Below are 19,562 nucleotides of genomic sequence, written 5' to 3'. Positions count from 1 at the left end.
TCAGTTATTGGGAGTAAGACAAATGGTGGATATTTGTGAGTGGGAAAAACTCGCTAATAAAGAACTTAGCCGGCAAGGTAAAACCGTAGACGACATCGTCAGCAAAACACCTGAAGGTATTGCGATAAAACCGCTTTATACCGCGCGCGATCTTGATGGGCTAGAAGTGACGGGGTCACTTCCAGGTATCGCACCCTATGTCAGAGGGCCACGCGCCACCATGTATGCCGCACAACCTTGGACGGTGCGCCAATATGCCGGATTCTCAACCGCCAAGGAATCAAATGCCTTTTATCGCAGGAACTTAGCCGCCGGGCAAAAAGGTCTTTCTGTCGCATTTGATCTCGCCACCCATCGCGGTTATGACTCAGATAATCCCCGCGTATCGGGTGACGTGGGTAAAGCTGGCGTCGCCATTGATAGCGTCGAGGATATGAAAGTCCTGTTCGATCAAATCCCGCTGGATAAAATGTCAGTGTCGATGACCATGAACGGTGCCGTACTCCCCATCATGGCGTTCTACGTTGTGGCCGCAGAAGAGCAAGGTGTTGCTCCAGCGTTACTGACGGGCACCATTCAGAACGACATTCTGAAAGAGTATCTGTGCCGCAACACCTATATTTATCCGCCTAAACCCTCTATGCGCATCATTGCAGACATCATCGCATGGAGTTCTCAGAATATGCCGCGCTTTAATACCATCAGCATAAGCGGTTACCACATGGGTGAAGCGGGTGCCAACTGCGTGCAGCAAGTGGCCTTTACTATCGCCGATGGTATTGAGTACATCAAAGCGGCACTGAGCGCCGGTTTAAATATTGATGACTTCGCCCCTCGCCTCTCATTCTTCTTTGGTATTGGCATGGACTTGTTTATGAATATCGCCATGCTGCGCGCTGCGCGCTACCTGTGGAGTAAGGCTGTAAGTCAGTTTGGTGCCACGAATCCCAAGTCACTGGCACTGCGTACCCATTGTCAAACCTCGGGCTGGAGCCTGACGGAGCAAGACCCCTACAACAATGTTATTCGCACCACCATCGAGGCTCTGGGCGCAACGCTCGGCGGCACTCAGTCGCTGCATACTAATGCCTTTGATGAAGCTCTCGGTTTACCCACCGAGTTCTCGGCCCGCATTGCGCGTAACACCCAGATAATCATTCAGGAAGAGTCGGCCATTTGTCGCACCGTTGATCCTCTGGCGGGTTCCTATTTTGTTGAGTCGTTAACCGATCAGGTGGTCAAACAAGCCAGAGCGATTATCAAACAAATTGATGACGTGGGCGGCATGGCAAAAGCCATTGAGGTCGGGCTGCCTAAACGCATGATTGAAGAAGCATCAGCCGGTGAGCAATCCCTTATCGATCAGGGGAAACGCGTTATTGTTGGTGTGAATAAATATAAGTTAGCGCAAGAAGCGGAAACTCAGGTACTCGAAATTGACAACGTTAAAGTGCGCAATGAGCAAATCGCCCAATTAAAAAGCATTCGAGCCAAAAGAGATAACGAGGCCGTGCAATGCGCGTTGGCGAACCTGCGCCATGCCGCAGAGCACCACGGTAACCTACTGGAAGCGGCTATCACAGCGGCTCGATTACGGGCAACACTCGGAGAGATTTCAGATGCGATGGAAGCGGTATTTGACCGCTATTTAGTTCCAAGCGAATGTGTCACCGGCGTGATAGCCCGTAGCTACCACCAGACGCAAGAGAACGCACAAGAATTTGATCAAATTCTGGCCCAAACCTACAATTTTCTTGAAGAAAATGGGCGCAGGCCAAGGATTCTGATCGCTAAAATGGGTCAGGATGGCCACGACCGTGGCGCGAAAGTGATTGCCAGTGCCTACTCCGACCTTGGGTTCGACGTAGACCTCAGCCCGATGTTTTCAACACCGGAAGAAATCGCTCGTCTGGCGGTGGAAAACGATGTTCATGTAATAGGCGCGTCCTCATTGGCGGCGGGCCACAAAACATTAATTCCTGAATTGGTTGAGGCCCTGCGCCAATACGGGCGGCAGGATATCTGCGTGGTGGCCGGTGGCGTTATTCCACCGCAGGATTATGCCTTTTTACGCCAACGCGGTGTGGCCGCCATTTATGGCCCCGGAACCCCGATGTTAGTCAGCGTGCGTGATGTGCTGCAACTGATCAGTCGCCATGATTAATGCCCGCAATTTGAATGATTACATTCAGCGTCTGCGTCAGGGAGAACGCTCGGCATTAGCGCAAGCCATGACACTGGCGGAAAGCACACTGCCTCAGCATCAAGTGCTAACTGCCCAGCTACTCGACAGCATCTTGCCCTATACCGGGCAAGCCAGGCGACTCGGGATAACTGGCACGCCGGGGGCAGGGAAAAGTACCTTTCTGGAGGTGTTCGGCACACAACTGCTGTCGCAGGGGCATAAGGTGGCGGTCATCGCCGTCGATCCTAGCAGCCCGATCAATGGCGGCAGTATCTTAGGCGATAAAACTCGCATGTTGAATTTGTCTCGTGCCGAACACGCCTTTGTTCGCCCAGTCCCTTCCGGCTGCCACCTTGGTGGCATAAGCGCCAGCACGCGCGAACTGATTTTACTGTGTGAAGCCGCCGGTTACGACATTGTTATCGTTGAAACCGTCGGTGTCGGGCAATCGGAGACGGAAGTCGCCGACATGGTGGATTGCTTTATCTCATTGCAAATCGCCGGTGCGGGCGATGACTTGCAAGGTATTAAGAAAGGCATTATGGAAATGGCGGATCTTATCGTTATTAATAAAGACGATGGCGAGAATCATCCCCACGTCGAAATTGCCCGCCATATGTACCACAGCGCCCTGCACATCATGCGCCGCAAATATCCGGCCTGGCAACCTTGTGTTCTCAGTTGTAGCGCCCTTGAAAAACGCGGCATTAGTGACATCTGGCAAGCCGTGCAACGCTTTTACTCCGTGATGAACCAACACGGGCAACTGACCACCTTACGCCAGCAGCAATCTCTGAGCTGGGTGCGCCAACAGATTGAGAAGAATGCACTGACACTGCTGTTCTCCCGCCCTGACCTGCGCCAGCACATGCAGCAAATAGAACAACAGCTCCGCCAAAACCACATCTCGCCACGCGCTGGCGTGAATTGTGTCACCGATTTTATTTCGCACGAAATTATCCAGTAAAGGAATCACGATTATGTCTTATCAGTATGTCAAAGTGTTGATTGCCAATCGGGTTGGCATTATTGAGTTTAATCACACACGCAAACTCAATGCCTTAAGTAAGGTGTTTATTGATGACCTGTTGCAAGCGCTACATGACCTCAATCACACCGATATCCGCTGCATTATTATGCGTGCGCCAGAAGGTGCAAAAGTGTTTTCCGCCGGTCATGATATCCATGAACTGCCCACAGGCCGGCGTGATCCGCTGTCATATGACGACCCGTTACGTCAAATTACTCGCACCATCCAAAAGTATCCTAAACCGATCATTTCAATGGTAGAAGGCAGCGTCTGGGGGGGCGCATTCGAGATGATTATGAGTTCCGATATCATTGTTGCTTGTAATACTTCCACTTTTTCAATGACACCAGTGAATTTGGGTGTTCCCTATAACTTAGTCGGAATACATAACCTGATCCGCGATGCCGGTTTTCACATTGTGAAAGAGATGATATTCACCGCCGCCCCCATTACCGCACAGCGCGCACTGTCAGTCGGCATCCTTAATCATGTGGTCGAACCCAGTGAATTGGAGGATTTCACACTAAAACTGGCACATGTCATTGCTGAAAAAGCGCCGCTGGCCATTGCCGTTATTAAAGAAGAACTGCGCGTATTAGGTGAAGCCCACACCATGAATTCAGATGAGTTTGAACGCATTCAAGGCTTACGCCGTGCCGTCTACGACAGTGAGGACTATCTGGAGGGCATGAGCGCATTTATGGAAAAACGTAAACCTAACTTTGTCGGTCGTTGAGTTTTCTCAGCCGGAGGATTTCTTTATGAAACAGTCATATCGCATAATGAGCGCCGATGAAGCTGCCGAATGTATTGAACATGATCATATGGTGGCATTTAGCGGTTTTACCCCCGCGGGCGCGCCTAAAGTGCTGCCTGCCGCCATTGCAAAACGGGCACTGGCGCACCACCAGCAGCAACAAGCGTTTCAGATTCGTTTACTGACCGGCGCGTCAATCAGCGCGCAAGCCGATGATGAGCTGGCGAAAGCGGATGCCCTCTCTTGGCGTGCTCCTTACCAGACCGCATCGCTGCTGCGGGAAAAAATCAATCAGGGCGCGGTAAGTTTTGTCGATCTGCACTTAAGTGAAGTGGCGCAGATGGTCAACTATGGCTTCTTTGGTGACATTGATGTCGCCGTGATTGAAGCCTCTGCTATTACCGCCGACGGTAAAGTTTACCTGACCAGCGGTATTGGTAACTCACCTATTTTTCTGCATAAAGCTAAGAAAATCATTATTGAGCTGAATCATTATCACCACCCACGCGTGGCAGAACTGGCCGATATCATCATGCTAGGCGCACCTCCACGGCGCAACACTCTGCCCATATTTCATACATTGGATAAAGTGGGCCAACCCTATGTACAGGTCGATCCTGCCAAGATTGTCGCCGTGGTAGAAACTGAGCTACCGGATGCCACAAACAGCCTGGAACGTGAAAACCCATTATGTGAACAGATCGCCGATAACGTGGTGAATTTTCTGTTGAATGAACTTAAATTAGGCCGTATTCCGTCGGAGTTTCTCCCGCTGCAAAGTGGCGTGGGAAATATCAATAACGCAGTAATGAAACGCCTTGGCAGCAACCCTCACATCCCGCCATTTATGATGTATTCGGAGGTACTACAAGAATCTGTGGTGCCGTTATTAGAAGAAGAAAAGATCCTCGGTGTCAGTGCATCCAGCCTGACCGTTTCACCCGCATCACTGCAAAAAATCTATGACAATATGGATTTCTTTTCCAGCCGTATCGTATTGCGACCTCAAGAGATTTCAAACCACCCTGAAATCATCCGCCGCCTGGGGGTTATTGCCCTCAATGTGGGGCTGGAATTTGATATTTATGGCCATGCCAACTCCACACATGTTTGCGGCACCGAGCTGGTTAACGGTATCGGTGGCAGCGCGGATTTTGAGCGCAATGCATATTTATCTATCTTTATGGCTCCCTCCATCGTGAAAGGCGGCAACGTCTCTACGATTGTGCCGATGTGTACCCATGTTGACCACAGCGAGCACAGTGTGAAGGTCATCGTGACAGAACAAGGTGTGGCCGATTTACGCGGGCTATCACCGATGCAACGCGCCGCTGCCATTATTAATCACTGCGCACACCCGCTGTATCGCGACTATTTGCATCGATATCTGGCGCAAGCCAAAGGCGGGCATTTGCATCACAATCTGGCGCAAGCATTTCAATTACACCAAAATCTGCACCAGTTTGGTTCCATGCTCGCACCTTAATCCCCCTCACGATCGGCGTGAATATAGCCCATGACTTTCTCTATATGCTGATTATTTTTTAGCGAATAAAGATACTCTCGCATAAACATGGGCTGATTCGGCGCATCAAAGTATTTTAGTTTCGCCGGGTTGACCAACCGATAGGCAAACTGAGGAACCACGGTCAGAAATTGCCCCTGCTCAACCGCACTGATTTTTGCCATAAAACTATAAGGGCGATAAATGATAGTCGGGTTAATACCGATAGCGCGGAAATGGGCATCCAGTATAGATTCAAAATTGGCGCGGTTTTGGAAACGCATCTGCAACCACGGCAAGGTATTTAAAAGTTCGAGCGGTTGAGTATTTTCAAAACGACGCGAAACCAGAAACCCTAAGCGCAGTGAGGGCAGTTCTGTTGCTTGCAAACTTTGAGTCTGAGTCACCCGCTGCGATGCCTGCTGTGGGGAGATAATAAAGTCCACGCGCCTATCGAGCAAATCATCAATCACGCTGTTTTCACTGAACTCAAAAGGCTGAGCCGTTATCCCATTGTATTTATCACTGAGGCTAAATAACTGATCGAAAACGATGGTTGGATAGGTATTATCAATACCAATCACACTATTTTTTTGCCGGTGAGACAACGCCAGAATACCATTATCAATAGCCGAAAGCCGTTGATAAATAGGGAATAATTCTTGATATAACTCTTGCCCTGCCTTGTTAAGGCTGAGGTTTTTTTCATTGCGGGTAAATAATGAATAACCCACTAAATCTTCCAACGCCGCGATACTTTTGCCAAAAGGTGACGCCGTCATGTGTAATTTCTCAGCGGCTTTCGCCATGCTGTTTGTTTGTGCTAATACAATAAAATTACGCATTTTTTTAGAAATAAAAACGTTCATTGCTCAATAAATATGGCAGAGGGAAGAGAGTGACAGCATAAAGCGATCACACGATAAATAGTGTGAGTCAGAGAGCGGTAGGATGAGATTTCATTAATAAATAATTTCAATATGTTAATTTATTTACATATCAAAATATTATGCACTCGCATCCCATACCCAGTTGAAGAGCGACAGTCAGCGGCCAGAACCCAGACACTCTCCTGACTCTGGCCTGCTGGATAGTATCAATGAAACTTATTATCCCTGAGCCATCAATCCCAGTAACTTAATGACAAAATAGGCCACGATACCTATCACCAATGGCAGGATATATAAGGTAAAAAACTGCAAAAAGATGGTGTGATGCGGCAAGACAATCTTTTCTTCCAATTGCTCGCGGCTGCGCCCTTCACTGCCTTTTGCTTGCTCTAAAATCATCTGATCTTCAATGCCTTCACGGATATGCCGCACTTGCCGGGCCATACGCGCGCCGGATGCCTGCAACGACAAACCGACGAAAATCAACATATAAATAATGAAGAACATGATGTTCGCGGCACTTAACCCCTGTTCTGGCTCAGGCACCGGCGAGTTAAACCAAAAGATATCCAAAAAAGCGGTATTAAAGCGGATCATATCGGCCATCACATGGACAAAATCCAATATAACGGCATTAACCCCAGTACTTTTCTGGCTATATTGGTAGGCAAAATTGATAATTGAAATCAATGTTGACAGCAGTGCTGGAATAAAAACGAGCCACCCTGCAATCCTTTTGATAACAGCGACGCGCCCAGCCTGTTGATAGGTCATGACTTCTCCTTGTAAATACCACAACTTATGTGGCCTTAGTTTACCTGCGACATCAGGTTGTTGCGCAGAATTTTATCGCCATGCTAGCAGTGAATTCAAATTCAAGCCTAGCTCATACAGCGTAATATCATTAATTTAATGATTTAAATTGGTGTTGATATAGAGTGTTAAAATCGTAGCTAAAAACCAACAGGAGAGTGATAAATGGCGACCCTTCACCCGATTAAGGCCGCAATTTTCGATATGGACGGCTTGCTAATTGATTCAGAGCCTTTATGGACTAAGGCTGAACTGGAGATTTTCACCTCACTGGGGCTGGATACGACCTCGCGTGACACCTTGCCCGATACCCTTGGCTTACGTATCGATTTAGTGGTGAAACTTTGGTATCAAGCCATGCCGTGGCAAGGGCCGAGCCAGGCTGAGGTATCCAAGCGGATTATCAAGCGCGCAATGGAGTTGGTAGAAGAAGAGCGCCCTATATTGCCAGGCGTTGAGTACGCGCTAGAACTGTGCCGCGAACAGGGGCTGAAAATCGGGCTGGCATCGGCCTCACCCCTGATTATGCAAAAGAGTGTGCTGAAAATGATTGGGGTTGAGAAATACTTCGACTGCCTGGTCTCTGCTGAATACTTACCCCACAGCAAGCCCCATCCGGAAGTCTATCTGAATGCTGCCGCCGATTTGGGTATTGACCCACTGCACTGCGTTACGCTGGAGGATTCCGTCAACGGCATGATTGCCACTAAAGCTGCCCGTATGCGTTCGATCGTGATTCCGGCACCGGAATACCGCACCGATCCCCGCTGGGTTTTGTCCGATATTCAACTGGCATCGTTAGAACAATTGCGCCAGGAAGATATTTCGTAATCGAGGCTGAATGCTTTATTGGCAGTCGAGGGCGGCTGGTATTGATGCCTCAACCGCCCAAAAGCGCTTTACAGAAAATCATCCCGCTTCGGTGTAAAGGTGTCGATCAAGATACTGTTATCTTCGAGAGACACCGCACCGTGCATCTCATGTTTAACCGCCCGATAAGCGTCCCCAGCTTTCAAAATACGTTTTTGCCCTTCAATTTCCACTTCAAAACTGCCCGCAGCAACATAGGCAATCTGGTCATGGATATCGTGTTTATGTGCAACACCGATAGCCCCCTTATCGAAGTGGACACAGACCATCATCAATTCATCACTCCAGGTCATGACTTTGCGTTTAATCCCCTTCCCTAACTCTTCCCACGGCGTTTCATCATTAATAAAGAACATCTTCATTGTATTACCTCGTTATCAGAATACGTTGCCGGTATAGCGCTTTCACCATTTTACGATCAATCCGACTCATTCTACGGACAAAGCCCGCAGATTAACCCTAATTAATCCGAAAATCATGACATCACTCAAAAAATAATAAAACACGATTTCATTTTTATTGAATTAACTTACCGAAAACACTATTATCCCTGTAACACATGAAACGCTCGGTCGTAAGTCCACAACGAGCACGCCGTGGCCGCCAAACGGGTCAAACCATCATTGGTGTGAGCACCACACGCTACCCCGTCATCTGGGCGCGGTTGGCCACATCACGGTAAGCAAATTACGTTAAGCATCACCCGCTAAAGCCGTTCACTGGGCGGCTTCCTCCACCCATAACGAAATCGCGGCCATCGTTAACCGCGTTGAGAGAGATGTAAGCTATGATTTTAGATTCCTTTGAATTGAAGGGTAAAGTTGCTCTGGTTACCGGCTGTGACACAGGTTTGGGCCAAGGCATGGCGCTTGGTTTAGCTGAAGCCGGTTGTGATATCGTCGGTATAAACATTGTTGAACCCGCCGAAACCATCGAGAAAGTCACTGCGCTGGGCCGCCGTTTCTTAAGCCTCACCGCAGATCTGAGTAAAATCGACGCTATCCCGGCCCTGTTAGAAAAAGCCGTGGCTGAATTTGGTAAAATTGACATTTTGGTGAATAACGCTGGCATCATTCGCCGTGAAGATGCGATTAACTTCAGTGAAAAAGACTGGGATGATGTGATGAACGTTAACATCAAAACCGTGTTCTTTATGTCGCAGGCGGTTGCCAAACAATTTATCAAGCAAGGCCACGGCGGAAAAATCATTAACGTGGCGTCAATGCTCTCTTATCAGGGCGGTATCCGCGTGCCTTCTTACACCGCATCGAAAAGCGCAGTCATGGGCGTTACCCGTCTGTTGGCAAACGAATGGGCTAAACACGGTATCAACGTGAACGCGGTCGCACCTGGTTACATGGCAACCAACAATACTCAGCAACTGCGTAAAGATGAAGAGCGCAGCAAAGAGATCCTCGACCGCATCCCAGCGGGCCGTTGGGGGTTGCCTGATGACCTGAAAGGCCCGGTGGTGTTCCTCGCCTCGAAGGCATCTGACTATATCAGCGGTTACACCATCGCTGTCGATGGCGGATGGTTAGCGCGCTAAATATGTTTCGAGTGATAATTTTAGTTAAAACAGAATAATCTGCTTTTAGGCAGCATATCCGCGTCAAACACGCAAAAGGTGCAACTTGAGTTGTGCCTTTTTTATTGCTTTATTATTAAATAGTTAACAAATAAATCACGCCTGTAACTGCCACAATAACCCATCAAATAAAAAATCAAAACAACGTTCCGACTTCGATCACACTTTTGTCATTCGCTCAATGACTCGCCTGTAAATACAAATATAATGAATTGAAACGATGTTTCTATTTATAAGGAACCTTAAGCCGGTTCTTCAGAATGTAACAAAGATGGGGTTATGGTAATGAATTTTGCAGGCAACATTAAAGGCAGCGACGCAATGATGACTAACTGGCTGAGTGCTATTTGTCGCTATGTTGATCTCGTCCAGTCAGTTGGCCATAGCAAACGTAACCCAACCCCACTGATGGCAGACGGTTTTGATGTGCTCACCCAGCAACCGGTGGCCTGGGCATTTGCCAATGGCCAGCTTGCGCCAATATCTAACTTTGCCAGTCAACAAAACTGGTTACGTACCTTAGACGCCCTGAGTCTGGTGACGCAAGATCCGCAATATCAGCAACAAGCTCGGGTACAAACCCACTACTTTATGCAGCATGGTGTGCATAACAAAAGTGGGCTGTTTTATTGGGGCGGGCATCGTTTCTTAAATCTGGACACGCTAAATACTGAAGGCCCGGAATCTAAAGCACAGGTACATGAATTAAAACACCATCTACCTTATTACAACCTGCTGGCGAAGGTTGACCACGAGAAAACACTGAATTTCTTACAGGGATTCTGGCACGCCCACGTTGAAGATTGGTCATCGCTGGATTTGGGCCGTCATGGTAGTTATGACAAACAACGCGATCCACACGTTTTTACCCATCCGCGCCATGATGTGGTGAATCCCGCTAATTTGCCAAAATTGCCTGAAACCAAAGGTCTGACCTTTGTCAATGCAGGTACTGACTTGATATACGCGGCGTATAAATACACTGAATACACCGGTGATATTGCAGCCGCCGCCTGGGGTAAGCACCTCTATCGCCAATATGTGTTAGCGCGCAATCCTGAAACAGGCTTACCTGTTTATCAGTTCAGTTCGCCACAACAGCGCCGCCCTATTCCGGCAGATGATAACCAAACCCAATCCTGGTATGGCGATCGGGCTACGCGTCAATTTGGCCCTGAATTTGGTGAGATTGCCCGCGAAGCCAATGTGCTGTTCCGTGACATGCGCCCATTACTGATCGATAACCCACTGGCAATGTTGGATATCTTGCGCCAACGACCGGATGCTGAAGTCCTGCAATGGGTTATCGATGGTTTGAAAAATTACTATCGTTTCGCCTATGACGTAGAGAGTAATACCTTGCGCCCGTTATGGAACGACGGTCAGGATATGAGCGGTTACGTGCTGCAACGTGATGGTTATTATGGTGCAAAAGACAGCGTTATCTCACCGTTCCCTTTAGACGTGGATTATCTATTGCCACTGGTACGCGCCTGGCGATTGAGCGAAGACGCAGAACTGCTGGATCTCATTGGAGTATTACTGCATCGCTGGCAGTTGGCGGAGCTGGATAAAACCAAACGTAGCGTCACATTGGTGGTTGCAGAAAAACCTAAAGCATCGCCATATTTGTTACTGGCATTGATTGAAATGGCTGAACATTGCCAGTGCGCAAAATTATTCGAATTAGCATGGCAGACAGGCAACAACCTCTTTAAACAACATTATCATCGCGGCTTGTTTGTTGAATCGGCTCAGCACCGCTATTTCCGCATCGACAACCCCATTGCATTAGCATTATTAACGTTAATTGCCGCCAAACAAAACAAGTTAGGTGAAATACCGGCCTTTATGACCCACGGCGGTTACATCCACGGGGATTATCAAGTTAATGGGAAGAGCCAAATAGTGTATGACATCGATTTTATTTACCAAACACTTTTGAGTCAGTAGCTTTATTTATCTTTCATGTTATTAAAAATAGGTAAGCATTATGAATGAAAACAGAATGCTGGGGTTAGCCTATTTATCACCTTATATTATAGGGCTGATAATATTTACGGCTTTCCCCTTTGTATCATCTTTCTTCCTCAGTTTTACTGAATATGACTTAATGAACCCGCCTGTATTTAACGGGATCGAGAATTATCGTCATATGCTGATTGAAGATGATTTATTCTGGAAATCTATGGGCGTTACGTTCGCTTATGTTTTTCTAACTATTCCATTGAAACTGGCATTTGCTCTGGGGATCGCTTTTGTACTGAACTTTAAATTACGCGGTATTGGCCTGTTCCGTACGGCGTTCTATATTCCCTCTATTCTCGGCAGTAGTGTTGCCATCGCCGTGTTATGGCGCGCGCTATTTGCCATTGACGGCCTACTGAACAGTTTTATTGGTGTGTTCGGCTTTGACGCGATTAACTGGTTGGGAGAGCCAGCACTGGCGCTGACATCCGTGACATTACTGCGTGTTTGGCAGTTCGGTTCTGCGATGGTTATTTTCCTTGCTGCATTGCAAAACGTACCACAGTCCCAATATGAAGCCGCCATGATTGATGGAGCCTCTAAATGGCAAATGTTCACCAAAGTGACCGTTCCACTGATCACTCCGGTTATTTTCTTTAACTTTATTATGCAAACCACACAGGCATTCCAAGAATTTACCGCACCCTATGTTATTACCGATGGTGGGCCAACCCATTACACCTATTTATTCTCGCTCTATATCTATGATACGGCGTTTAAATACTTTGATATGGGATACGGTGCTGCGTTGGCCTGGATATTATTCCTGGTAGTCGCTCTGTTCGCCTCAATTGCATTTAAATCATCTAAATATTGGGTCTTCTACTCCGCCGATAAAGGAGGAAAAAATGACTGACGTACGACAAGATTCGTTAAAAAGCGAAAATCCCCACCAGAATAAATTAGATCTGGCGCAGGAAATTGCTAATGCGGAAATTAGCCGCACCGAACGTAAAGCAAAAGTCAGTGCAGCTTTTCGCTATATCATTTTAATTATTGTTGGCCTGATGATGCTTTATCCATTGCTGTGGATGTTCTCTGCGGCCTTTAAACCTAATAATGAAATATTCACCACATTAGGATTATGGCCAGAGCACCCGACACGCGATGGTTTTGTTAATGGCTGGAAAACCGGTACTGAATATAACTTCGGTCATTACATGCTAAATACCCTTAAGTTTGTAATTCCGAAAGTGATTCTAACCATTATCTCTTCCACTATCGTGGCATATGGTTTTGCGCGCTTTGAGATCCCGTGGAAGAAATTCTGGTTTGCTACTTTGATAACCACCATGTTGCTGCCAAGCACTGTGTTATTGATTCCGCAATACATCATGTTCCGTGAAATGGGGATGCTGAATAGTTACTTGCCACTTTATCTACCAACCGCCTTCGCCACACAAGGGTTCTTCGTCTTCATGCTGATTCAGTTCCTACGTGGTGTACCGCGTGATATGGAAGAAGCGGCGCAAATCGACGGCTGTAACTCGCTACAAGTGCTGTGGTATGTGGTGGTGCCAATCCTGAAACCGGCCATTATCTCGGTCGCACTGTTCCAGTTTATGTGGTCAATGAACGACTTTATCGGCCCACTGATTTATGTCTACAGCGTAGACAAATACCCGATAGCGCTGGCGCTGAAGATGTCAATTGACGTCACCGAAGGCGCACCGTGGAACGAAATTCTGGCAATGGCGAGCATCTCCATTCTGCCGTCCATCATTGTTTTCTTCCTGGCTCAACGCTACTTCGTGCAAGGCGTAACCAGCAGCGGAATTAAAGGTTAATAGAGGATCTATCATGGCTGAAGTCATTTTCAATAAATTAGGCAAAGTTTACTCCAACGGTTTCCGCGCGGTGCATGGCATTGATCTGAAAATTCATGATGGCGAATTTATGGTGATTGTTGGCCCATCCGGCTGTGCTAAATCCACCACCCTGCGCATGTTGGCAGGTTTGGAAACCATCAGTGATGGTGAAGTACGCATTGGTGATCGGGTGGTCAATAATCTGGCACCGAAATCACGCGGTATTGCAATGGTGTTCCAGAACTATGCGTTATATCCGCATATGACAGTAAAAGAGAATCTGGCCTTTGGCCTGAAACTGAGCAAGCTACCAAAGGGCCAAATTGAATCGCAAGTTGCTGAAGCGGCTAAGATTCTGGAATTGGAAGACTTACTGGATCGATTACCGCGCCAGCTCTCGGGTGGCCAGGCTCAACGGGTGGCTGTGGGCCGGGCGATTGTGAAAAAACCGGATGTATTCCTGTTCGATGAGCCGTTATCAAATCTGGATGCCAAGTTGCGAGCTTCAATGCGTATTCGTATTTCAGATTTGCATAAGCAATTGAAAAAAAGCGGCAAAGCGGCAACCACTGTATATGTTACCCATGACCAAACAGAAGCAATGACGATGGGTGACCGTATCTGTGTAATGAAACTGGGCCACATCATGCAAGTGGATACGCCAGATAATCTCTACCACTACCCTACCAATATGTTTGTTGCCGGCTTTATCGGCGCGCCGGAAATGAATATCAAACCGAGCACGCTGGTAGAAAAAGAGGGGCAAATTGGCCTAACCGTTGGCCAGTACACCCTGGTTTTGAGTGAAAAACAGCAAACTAAAGTGGCTGCCCATGCCGGAGAGAAAGTGTTCTTTGGTGTTCGCCCAGAATTTATTCGAATGTCACAACAGCCCTTTGCCAATAACCATTCGCAAGGTGAATTGGTTCGCGTGGAAAACATGGGGCATGAGTTCTTTATGTACATCAAAGTTAACGACTTTGAATTGACTTGCCGCTTACCGTCTGACGAAGCAAGACCCATTATTGAAAATGGCCTGCATCGCACCGTGTACTTCCAGTTTGATATGGATAAATGCCATATCTTTGATGCAAAAACAGAAAAAAATATCTCTCTTTAACAGGAGCATACCCAAATGAAAAAAGCGATCCTACACACGCTGATAGCATCCACTCTGGCTTTATTATCACATCAGGCTTTTGCACAAGATGACGTTAACCTCCGCATGTCATGGTGGGGGGGCAATAGTCGTCATCAAATGACCCTTAAAGCACTGGAAGAATTCCACAAACAGCACCCGAATATTAATGTTAAAGCTGAATACACCGGTTGGGATGGGCACCTTTCGCGCCTAACGACACAAATTGCCGGTGGAACCGAACCTGACGTAATGCAAACCAACTGGAACTGGCTACCCATTTTCTCTAAAGACGGTACTGGCTTCTTTGATTTAAATAAAGTGTCTGAGCAGTTGGATTTGACGCAGTTCGATCCGAAAGAACTGCAACAAACTACCGTTAATGGCAAATTAAATGGTATTCCCATTTCAGTCACTGCCCGTATTTTCTATTACAATGATGCAACCTGGGCCAAATCTGGTTTATCCTATCCAAAAACATGGGATGAATTACTTAACGCCGGCCAGGTATTTAAAGAAAAACTGGGTGAGCAATATTATCCCGTGGTATTAGAGCATCAAGATACGTTGGCATTGATTCGTTCTTATATGACTCAAAAATACAATCTTCCGACTGTCGATGAAGCCAACAAGAAATTTGCTTACACACCAGAACAGTGGGTTGAATTTTTCACAATGTATAAGAAAATGGTTGATAGCCATGTCATGCCATCAACTAAATACTATGCCTCATTTGGCAAAAGCAATATGTATGAAATGAAACCGTGGATTAATGGTGAATGGGGGGGGACTTATATGTGGAACTCCACCATAACTAAATATTCTGATAACCTGACTAAACCCGCTAAATTGATACTTGGCCCTTATCCGATGTTACCGGATGCGAAAGATGCCGGTCTGTTCTTTAAACCTGCACAAATGTTGTCGATCGGTAAATCGACTCAACACCCTAAAGAAAGTGCCATCCTGATTAACTTCCTGCTCAATAGCAAAGAAGGTATTGATGCTATGGGCTTAGAGCGTGGTGTCCCACTGAGTAAGAGTGCGGTGACCCAATTGCGTGCCAGCGGTGTGATTAAGGATGCAGATCCATCCGTTGCCGGTTTAAATATGGCGCTGGAATTGCCACATGAAATGAAAACCTCACCTTATTTTGATGATCCGCAAATTGTTTCACTGTTCCGTGATGCCATTCAATATATCGATTACGGCCAGAAAACGGTTGAAGAATCTGCGCAATACTTTAATAAACAAGGTGACCGAATTCTGAAACGCGCCATGAGATAATAAGTTAGTTAATTTAACTTAAGTAATAATTAAACCCTGCCATTAATTTTGCGGGGTTATTCCGTTTTAAGAAAAAGCCATTTAAAACAATCAATTGATCAGCATCACAAATAACCACCAGCTTATAAAATATATCACCAACAAAGACATGGATCACAAAAATAATTATTTATATAAATAGAATATAAATCCACATTAAATGAAACGCCGTTTCTTTTAATGTGTCTGATTGCTTTTAATGCGTATGTTGATTTTTTATAAATTTGTTAAAAATAATTGTATATACCCTAAATAATTCGATTTTCAGGAAGATGGCAAGCGAGAGAACAATTGAGCGTAGCCAACACACATGCAGCTTGAAGTATTACGGGTATAAATAAACATAACCCTGGGATTGTATAAAGAATGAAATTTAAATTACTTACTCTGGCAATGGCCTCTGTTATTAGTTTTAGCTCTGTTGCAACAACTATTGACTATCGACATGAAATGAAAGACACCAGTAAATCGGATCATAAAGACCGTTTACTGTTTTCTAACCGTTTTGCTAATGGTTTTGGTTTATCTCTGGAAGGGAAATGGGGCCAACACAGCTCGGATACCACGCCGAATAAACCTTTCAATGAACAAGTCAGTAATGGTACCGAAGTGGTTGCCAGCTACGTCTACCCATTTAATAAAACATTCCAAATTGAACCGGGCTTCTCATTAGAGTCTTCTTCTGACACTAACAACTACCGTCCCTATCTGCGGGGTAAAGTCGCCTTCACTGATGATTTCTCAACATCACTGCGTTACCGCCCATATTACAAACGCAACCAACCCGCTCAGACTAAGAATACAGAGAAAGGCCATGAATTCACGATGCTCTTCGCCTACAGCTTCTTGAAAAACTATTCCGCGGAATATGAATTGAACTACAAGAAATCTGAAGACGAAATTCTGTCAAATAATGAAAAAGACGAATGGACTCATGATCTGAAGATTGCCTACAAATGGGATAAAAACTGGAAACCTTATGTCGCTATCGGCAACGTCGCGGGCAGCAAGACCACGGACGAACGCCAAACTCGTTACCGTGTCGGTATGCAGTATAGCTGGTAATCACCAATACAGCAGTTATGTCGTTAATTCAATAATGCAGTTAATAGTAAAAGTACCCTCATCATTATTTGTTAAGTTATGCCTATAACCTATTTTGGGGAAGCGCTGACGCTCAGTCACTCTTCCCCCTTTTTTGGATAGTCTAACAGCCCCCACCAACACCGATTCACTTAACTTACCTTACACTTATCCGTGCAGCACGCTTGGTATAACCCAGTATATTTTCATACTAAATGGTTATCTTAATCTCATCACTCTCAAGCAGAGAAAAATGAGACATTTAGTTACAGCGTAACGGCTATTCATACCAAGAGAAATCTCATATACTGGATAAATCAACAGCTACAAATTCGGAATATAAGTATGACAGGGGAAGGACACCTTATTTTTTCTGTCGCCTGCGTTATTTTTGCCAAAAAAGTCGGGCTAACACCGGAATTGGCACATGGCGATTGGTGGCACATTATCCCAGGCGCCCTGTTGACCTCCCTGCTGCCAGATATTGACCACCCAAAGTCAATCCTTGGTCAGCGGCTAAAGTGGATTTCAACGCCGATTGCCCGCGCATTTGGACATCGCGGGTTTACCCATAGCCTATTGGCGGTGATCGGCGGAATTGCACTTTTTCACATGGATATTTCACGCGACTGGATTATTCCCGCAGATGTATTCCATGCCATGATTATTGGATATTTCAGTCATCTTCTGGCTGATATGATCACCCCGGCCGGCGTCCCGCTACTGTGGCCATGTCGCTGGCGTTTCTGTATTCCGCTATTACGTCCGCAAAAAGGTAATCAATTAGAACGCGTATTATGTGTTTTATTAGTTTGTTTTTCCGTCTACTGGCAGACCGATACCACCATCCCGCTCCTCTCTTATGTGGAACAATTGAAAAATTTTAGATTGTGATCACATTTTAACGAGCAAACAAACATCAATCTGAGTGTATTTTATACAAATAATTGAAAATAATTATATAGAATTCTTTTTGGATATAAGTGAGCCTGCTAATGAACTGCTACCATACGCAGCTTAAATGCACCACCGTATCTGGCTGCCTGTACATATAATAGAAATAGAATACGCAGCCGGTACTCGACATATTAATTTGGAGATTTGGGGATGAACCTACCACTTGTCATTAACGTGCTGGTATTTGTGGCACTGCTACTGCTATTGGCACAAACTCGTCATAAGCAATGGAGTTTAGCCAAAAAGGTATTAGCTGGTTTGGTATTAGGTGTGCTGTTTGGTTTGGCGCTGCAAGGAATCTACGGTGCTGACAATCCAGTGCTAAAAGAATCCATCACCTGGTTTAATATTGTGGGTAACGGTTATGTGCAACTGTTGCAAATGATTGTGATGCCACTGGTCTTCGCCTCCATTTTGAGTGCGGTTGCTAAACTGCATAACGCCTCTTCTTTGGGAAAAATCAGCCTATTAAGCATCGGTACTTTGCTCTTCACCACCATGATTGCGGCATTAGTCGGTGTGCTGGTCACAAATCTGTTTGGCCTGACGGCTGACGGCTTAGTACAAGGCACACAAGAGACAGCACGGTTGAGTGCGATTGAGAGCAATTATCTGGCTAAAGTAACTGACCTGACAGTTCCACAGCTAATTTTATCCTTTATTCCCAAAAACCCATTTGCCGACCTAACCGGTGCCAGCCCTACGTCAATCATCAGCGTGGTGATTTTTGCTACCTTCCTCGGTATTGCATCATTGCAATTACTGAAAGATGACGTGGAGAAAGGTCAGCGCGTGCTAGTCGCCATTGACACACTACAAGCTTGGGTGATGAAGCTGGTACGTCTGGTAATGAAACTGACCCCGTATGGCGTATTGGCATTGATGACCAAAGTGGTTGCAGGTTCTAACATTCAGGACATCATTAAACTGGGTAGTTTTGTCGTAGCTTCATACCTCGGTCTGGCGATTATGTTTGTCGTTCATGCCGTGCTGCTCTCTTTCACTGGTATCAACCCACTGAAATTTTTCCGCAAGGTGTGGCCCGTGTTGACGTTCGCATTTACCAGCCGCTCCAGTGCTGCCAGTATCCCATTAAACGTAGAAGCGCAAACCCGCCGGTTAGGTGTGCCTGAGTCAATCGCCAGCTTCTCCGCCTCCTTTGGTGCCACCATCGGCCAGAATGGTTGTGCTGGCCTGTATCCGGCAATGTTAGCCGTTATGGTTGCCCCAACGGTGGGTATCAACCCACTTGACCCAGTCTGGATTGCCACACTGGTCGGTATCGTTACCGTTAGCTCGGCTGGTGTTGCAGGTGTTGGCGGCGGCGCGACCTTCGCAGCATTGATTGTATTGCCCTCGTTGGGCTTACCGGTCACTCTGGTTGCCTTGCTTATCTCGGTTGAACCACTGATTGATATGGGCCGTACCGCATTGAATGTCAGCGGTTCAATGACCGCCGGTACTATTACCAGCCAATTGATGAAGCAAACAGATAAAGATATTCTTAACAGCGATGATGATGGCGATTTAGTCCATCAGTAATTACCACTCGTTAGCGTGATAATGTAAAAAAGCCCGCCATTTA

17 protein-coding genes are annotated in these 19,562 nt (G+C 46.4%); 14 read left to right on the top strand and 3 right to left on the bottom strand.

Going from position 1 to position 19,562, the window contains the following annotated elements; all coding sequences use genetic code 11:
- The first annotated feature begins 22 nt into the window (after positions 1–22).
- The 4 genes from scpA to AT01_RS01125 are packed head-to-tail and all read left to right on the top strand — an operon-like array spanning position 23 to position 5,458.
- Positions 23–2,164: a methylmalonyl-CoA mutase gene (gene scpA, locus AT01_RS01140; protein ID WP_042545746.1), complete on the top strand. Its 2,142-nt coding sequence runs from the start codon at positions 23–25 to the stop codon at positions 2,162–2,164.
- Positions 2,157–3,152 (top strand): methylmalonyl Co-A mutase-associated GTPase MeaB, encoded by a 996-nt coding sequence (meaB, locus tag AT01_RS01135; RefSeq protein WP_042545745.1) that lies wholly within the window; start codon positions 2,157–2,159, stop codon positions 3,150–3,152. The genes scpA and meaB overlap by 8 nt, the downstream gene beginning before the upstream one ends.
- A gap of 13 nt (positions 3,153–3,165) precedes the next feature.
- Positions 3,166–3,951: a methylmalonyl-CoA decarboxylase gene (gene scpB, locus AT01_RS01130; RefSeq protein ID WP_004700347.1), complete on the top strand. Its 786-nt coding sequence runs from the start codon at positions 3,166–3,168 to the stop codon at positions 3,949–3,951.
- A gap of 25 nt (positions 3,952–3,976) precedes the next feature.
- A complete protein-coding gene (locus AT01_RS01125) occupies positions 3,977–5,458 on the top strand; it encodes a succinate CoA transferase (RefSeq protein ID WP_042545744.1) in 1,482 nt (493 codons plus the stop codon).
- On the opposite strand, the gene srsR is transcribed toward AT01_RS01125, so the two are convergent.
- Positions 5,455–6,345, bottom strand: a complete 891-nt coding sequence (srsR, locus tag AT01_RS01120; RefSeq protein WP_042545743.1) for a LysR family transcriptional regulator SrsR — start codon at positions 6,343–6,345, stop codon at positions 5,455–5,457. The genes AT01_RS01125 and srsR overlap by 4 nt on opposite strands.
- Before the next feature lie 240 nt (positions 6,346–6,585).
- Positions 6,586–7,140 carry a YniB family protein gene (locus tag AT01_RS01115; protein WP_004700352.1) on the bottom strand — a complete coding sequence of 185 codons (555 nt, stop codon included), beginning with the start codon at positions 7,138–7,140 and terminating at the stop codon, positions 6,586–6,588.
- Positions 7,141–7,344: 204 nt separating this feature from the next.
- Between AT01_RS01115 and hxpB the strand changes: the two genes are divergently transcribed.
- Positions 7,345–8,010 (top strand): hexitol phosphatase HxpB, encoded by a 666-nt coding sequence (gene hxpB, locus AT01_RS01110; protein WP_042545742.1) that lies wholly within the window; start codon positions 7,345–7,347, stop codon positions 8,008–8,010.
- A gap of 68 nt (positions 8,011–8,078) precedes the next feature.
- Here the strand turns inward: hxpB and AT01_RS01105 are convergent, their stop codons facing one another.
- Complete coding sequence (locus AT01_RS01105) at positions 8,079–8,411, bottom strand: cupin domain-containing protein (protein ID WP_042545741.1); 333 nt, start codon at positions 8,409–8,411, stop codon at positions 8,079–8,081.
- Positions 8,412–8,836: 425 nt separating this feature from the next.
- Between AT01_RS01105 and kduD the strand changes: the two genes are divergently transcribed.
- From kduD to AT01_RS01055, 9 genes are all read left to right on the top strand, one after another.
- The gene (gene kduD / locus AT01_RS01100) at positions 8,837–9,598 is read left to right on the top strand and encodes a 2-dehydro-3-deoxy-D-gluconate 5-dehydrogenase KduD (protein WP_004700358.1); all 762 of its coding nucleotides are present in this window, start codon (positions 8,837–8,839) and stop codon (positions 9,596–9,598) included.
- 324 nt (positions 9,599–9,922) lie between these two features.
- The gene (locus AT01_RS01095) at positions 9,923–11,590 is read left to right on the top strand and encodes a pectate lyase (RefSeq protein ID WP_042545740.1); all 1,668 of its coding nucleotides are present in this window, start codon (positions 9,923–9,925) and stop codon (positions 11,588–11,590) included.
- Between the two features lie 40 nt (positions 11,591–11,630).
- Positions 11,631–12,521: a carbohydrate ABC transporter permease gene (locus AT01_RS01090; protein ID WP_042545739.1), complete on the top strand. Its 891-nt coding sequence runs from the start codon at positions 11,631–11,633 to the stop codon at positions 12,519–12,521.
- Positions 12,514–13,452 carry a carbohydrate ABC transporter permease gene (locus AT01_RS01085; protein ID WP_042545738.1) on the top strand — a complete coding sequence of 313 codons (939 nt, stop codon included), beginning with the start codon at positions 12,514–12,516 and terminating at the stop codon, positions 13,450–13,452. The genes AT01_RS01090 and AT01_RS01085 overlap by 8 nt, the downstream gene beginning before the upstream one ends.
- A 13-nt stretch (positions 13,453–13,465) precedes the next feature.
- Positions 13,466–14,593: an ABC transporter ATP-binding protein gene (locus tag AT01_RS01080; protein WP_042545737.1), complete on the top strand. Its 1,128-nt coding sequence runs from the start codon at positions 13,466–13,468 to the stop codon at positions 14,591–14,593.
- Between the two features lie 15 nt (positions 14,594–14,608).
- Positions 14,609–15,898, top strand: a complete 1,290-nt coding sequence (locus AT01_RS01075; protein ID WP_042545736.1) for an ABC transporter substrate-binding protein — start codon at positions 14,609–14,611, stop codon at positions 15,896–15,898.
- Between the two features lie 405 nt (positions 15,899–16,303).
- Complete coding sequence (locus AT01_RS01065; RefSeq protein ID WP_004700371.1) at positions 16,304–17,002, top strand: oligogalacturonate-specific porin KdgM family protein; 699 nt, start codon at positions 16,304–16,306, stop codon at positions 17,000–17,002.
- A 363-nt stretch (positions 17,003–17,365) separates the two neighbouring features.
- Positions 17,366–17,914, top strand: coding sequence for a metal-dependent hydrolase (locus AT01_RS01060; RefSeq protein WP_042545735.1), 549 nt, complete (start codon positions 17,366–17,368; stop codon positions 17,912–17,914).
- 213 nt (positions 17,915–18,127) lie between these two features.
- Positions 18,128–19,519: an L-cystine transporter gene (locus AT01_RS01055; protein WP_042545734.1), complete on the top strand. Its 1,392-nt coding sequence runs from the start codon at positions 18,128–18,130 to the stop codon at positions 19,517–19,519.
- Positions 19,520–19,562 lie beyond the last annotated feature (43 nt).

The sequence above is a fragment of the Yersinia aldovae 670-83 genome (assembly GCF_000834395.1).
In the GTDB taxonomy this organism is placed as follows: domain Bacteria; phylum Pseudomonadota; class Gammaproteobacteria; order Enterobacterales; family Enterobacteriaceae; genus Yersinia; species Yersinia aldovae.
This window is presented reverse-complemented; position numbering and strand designations above follow the sequence as displayed.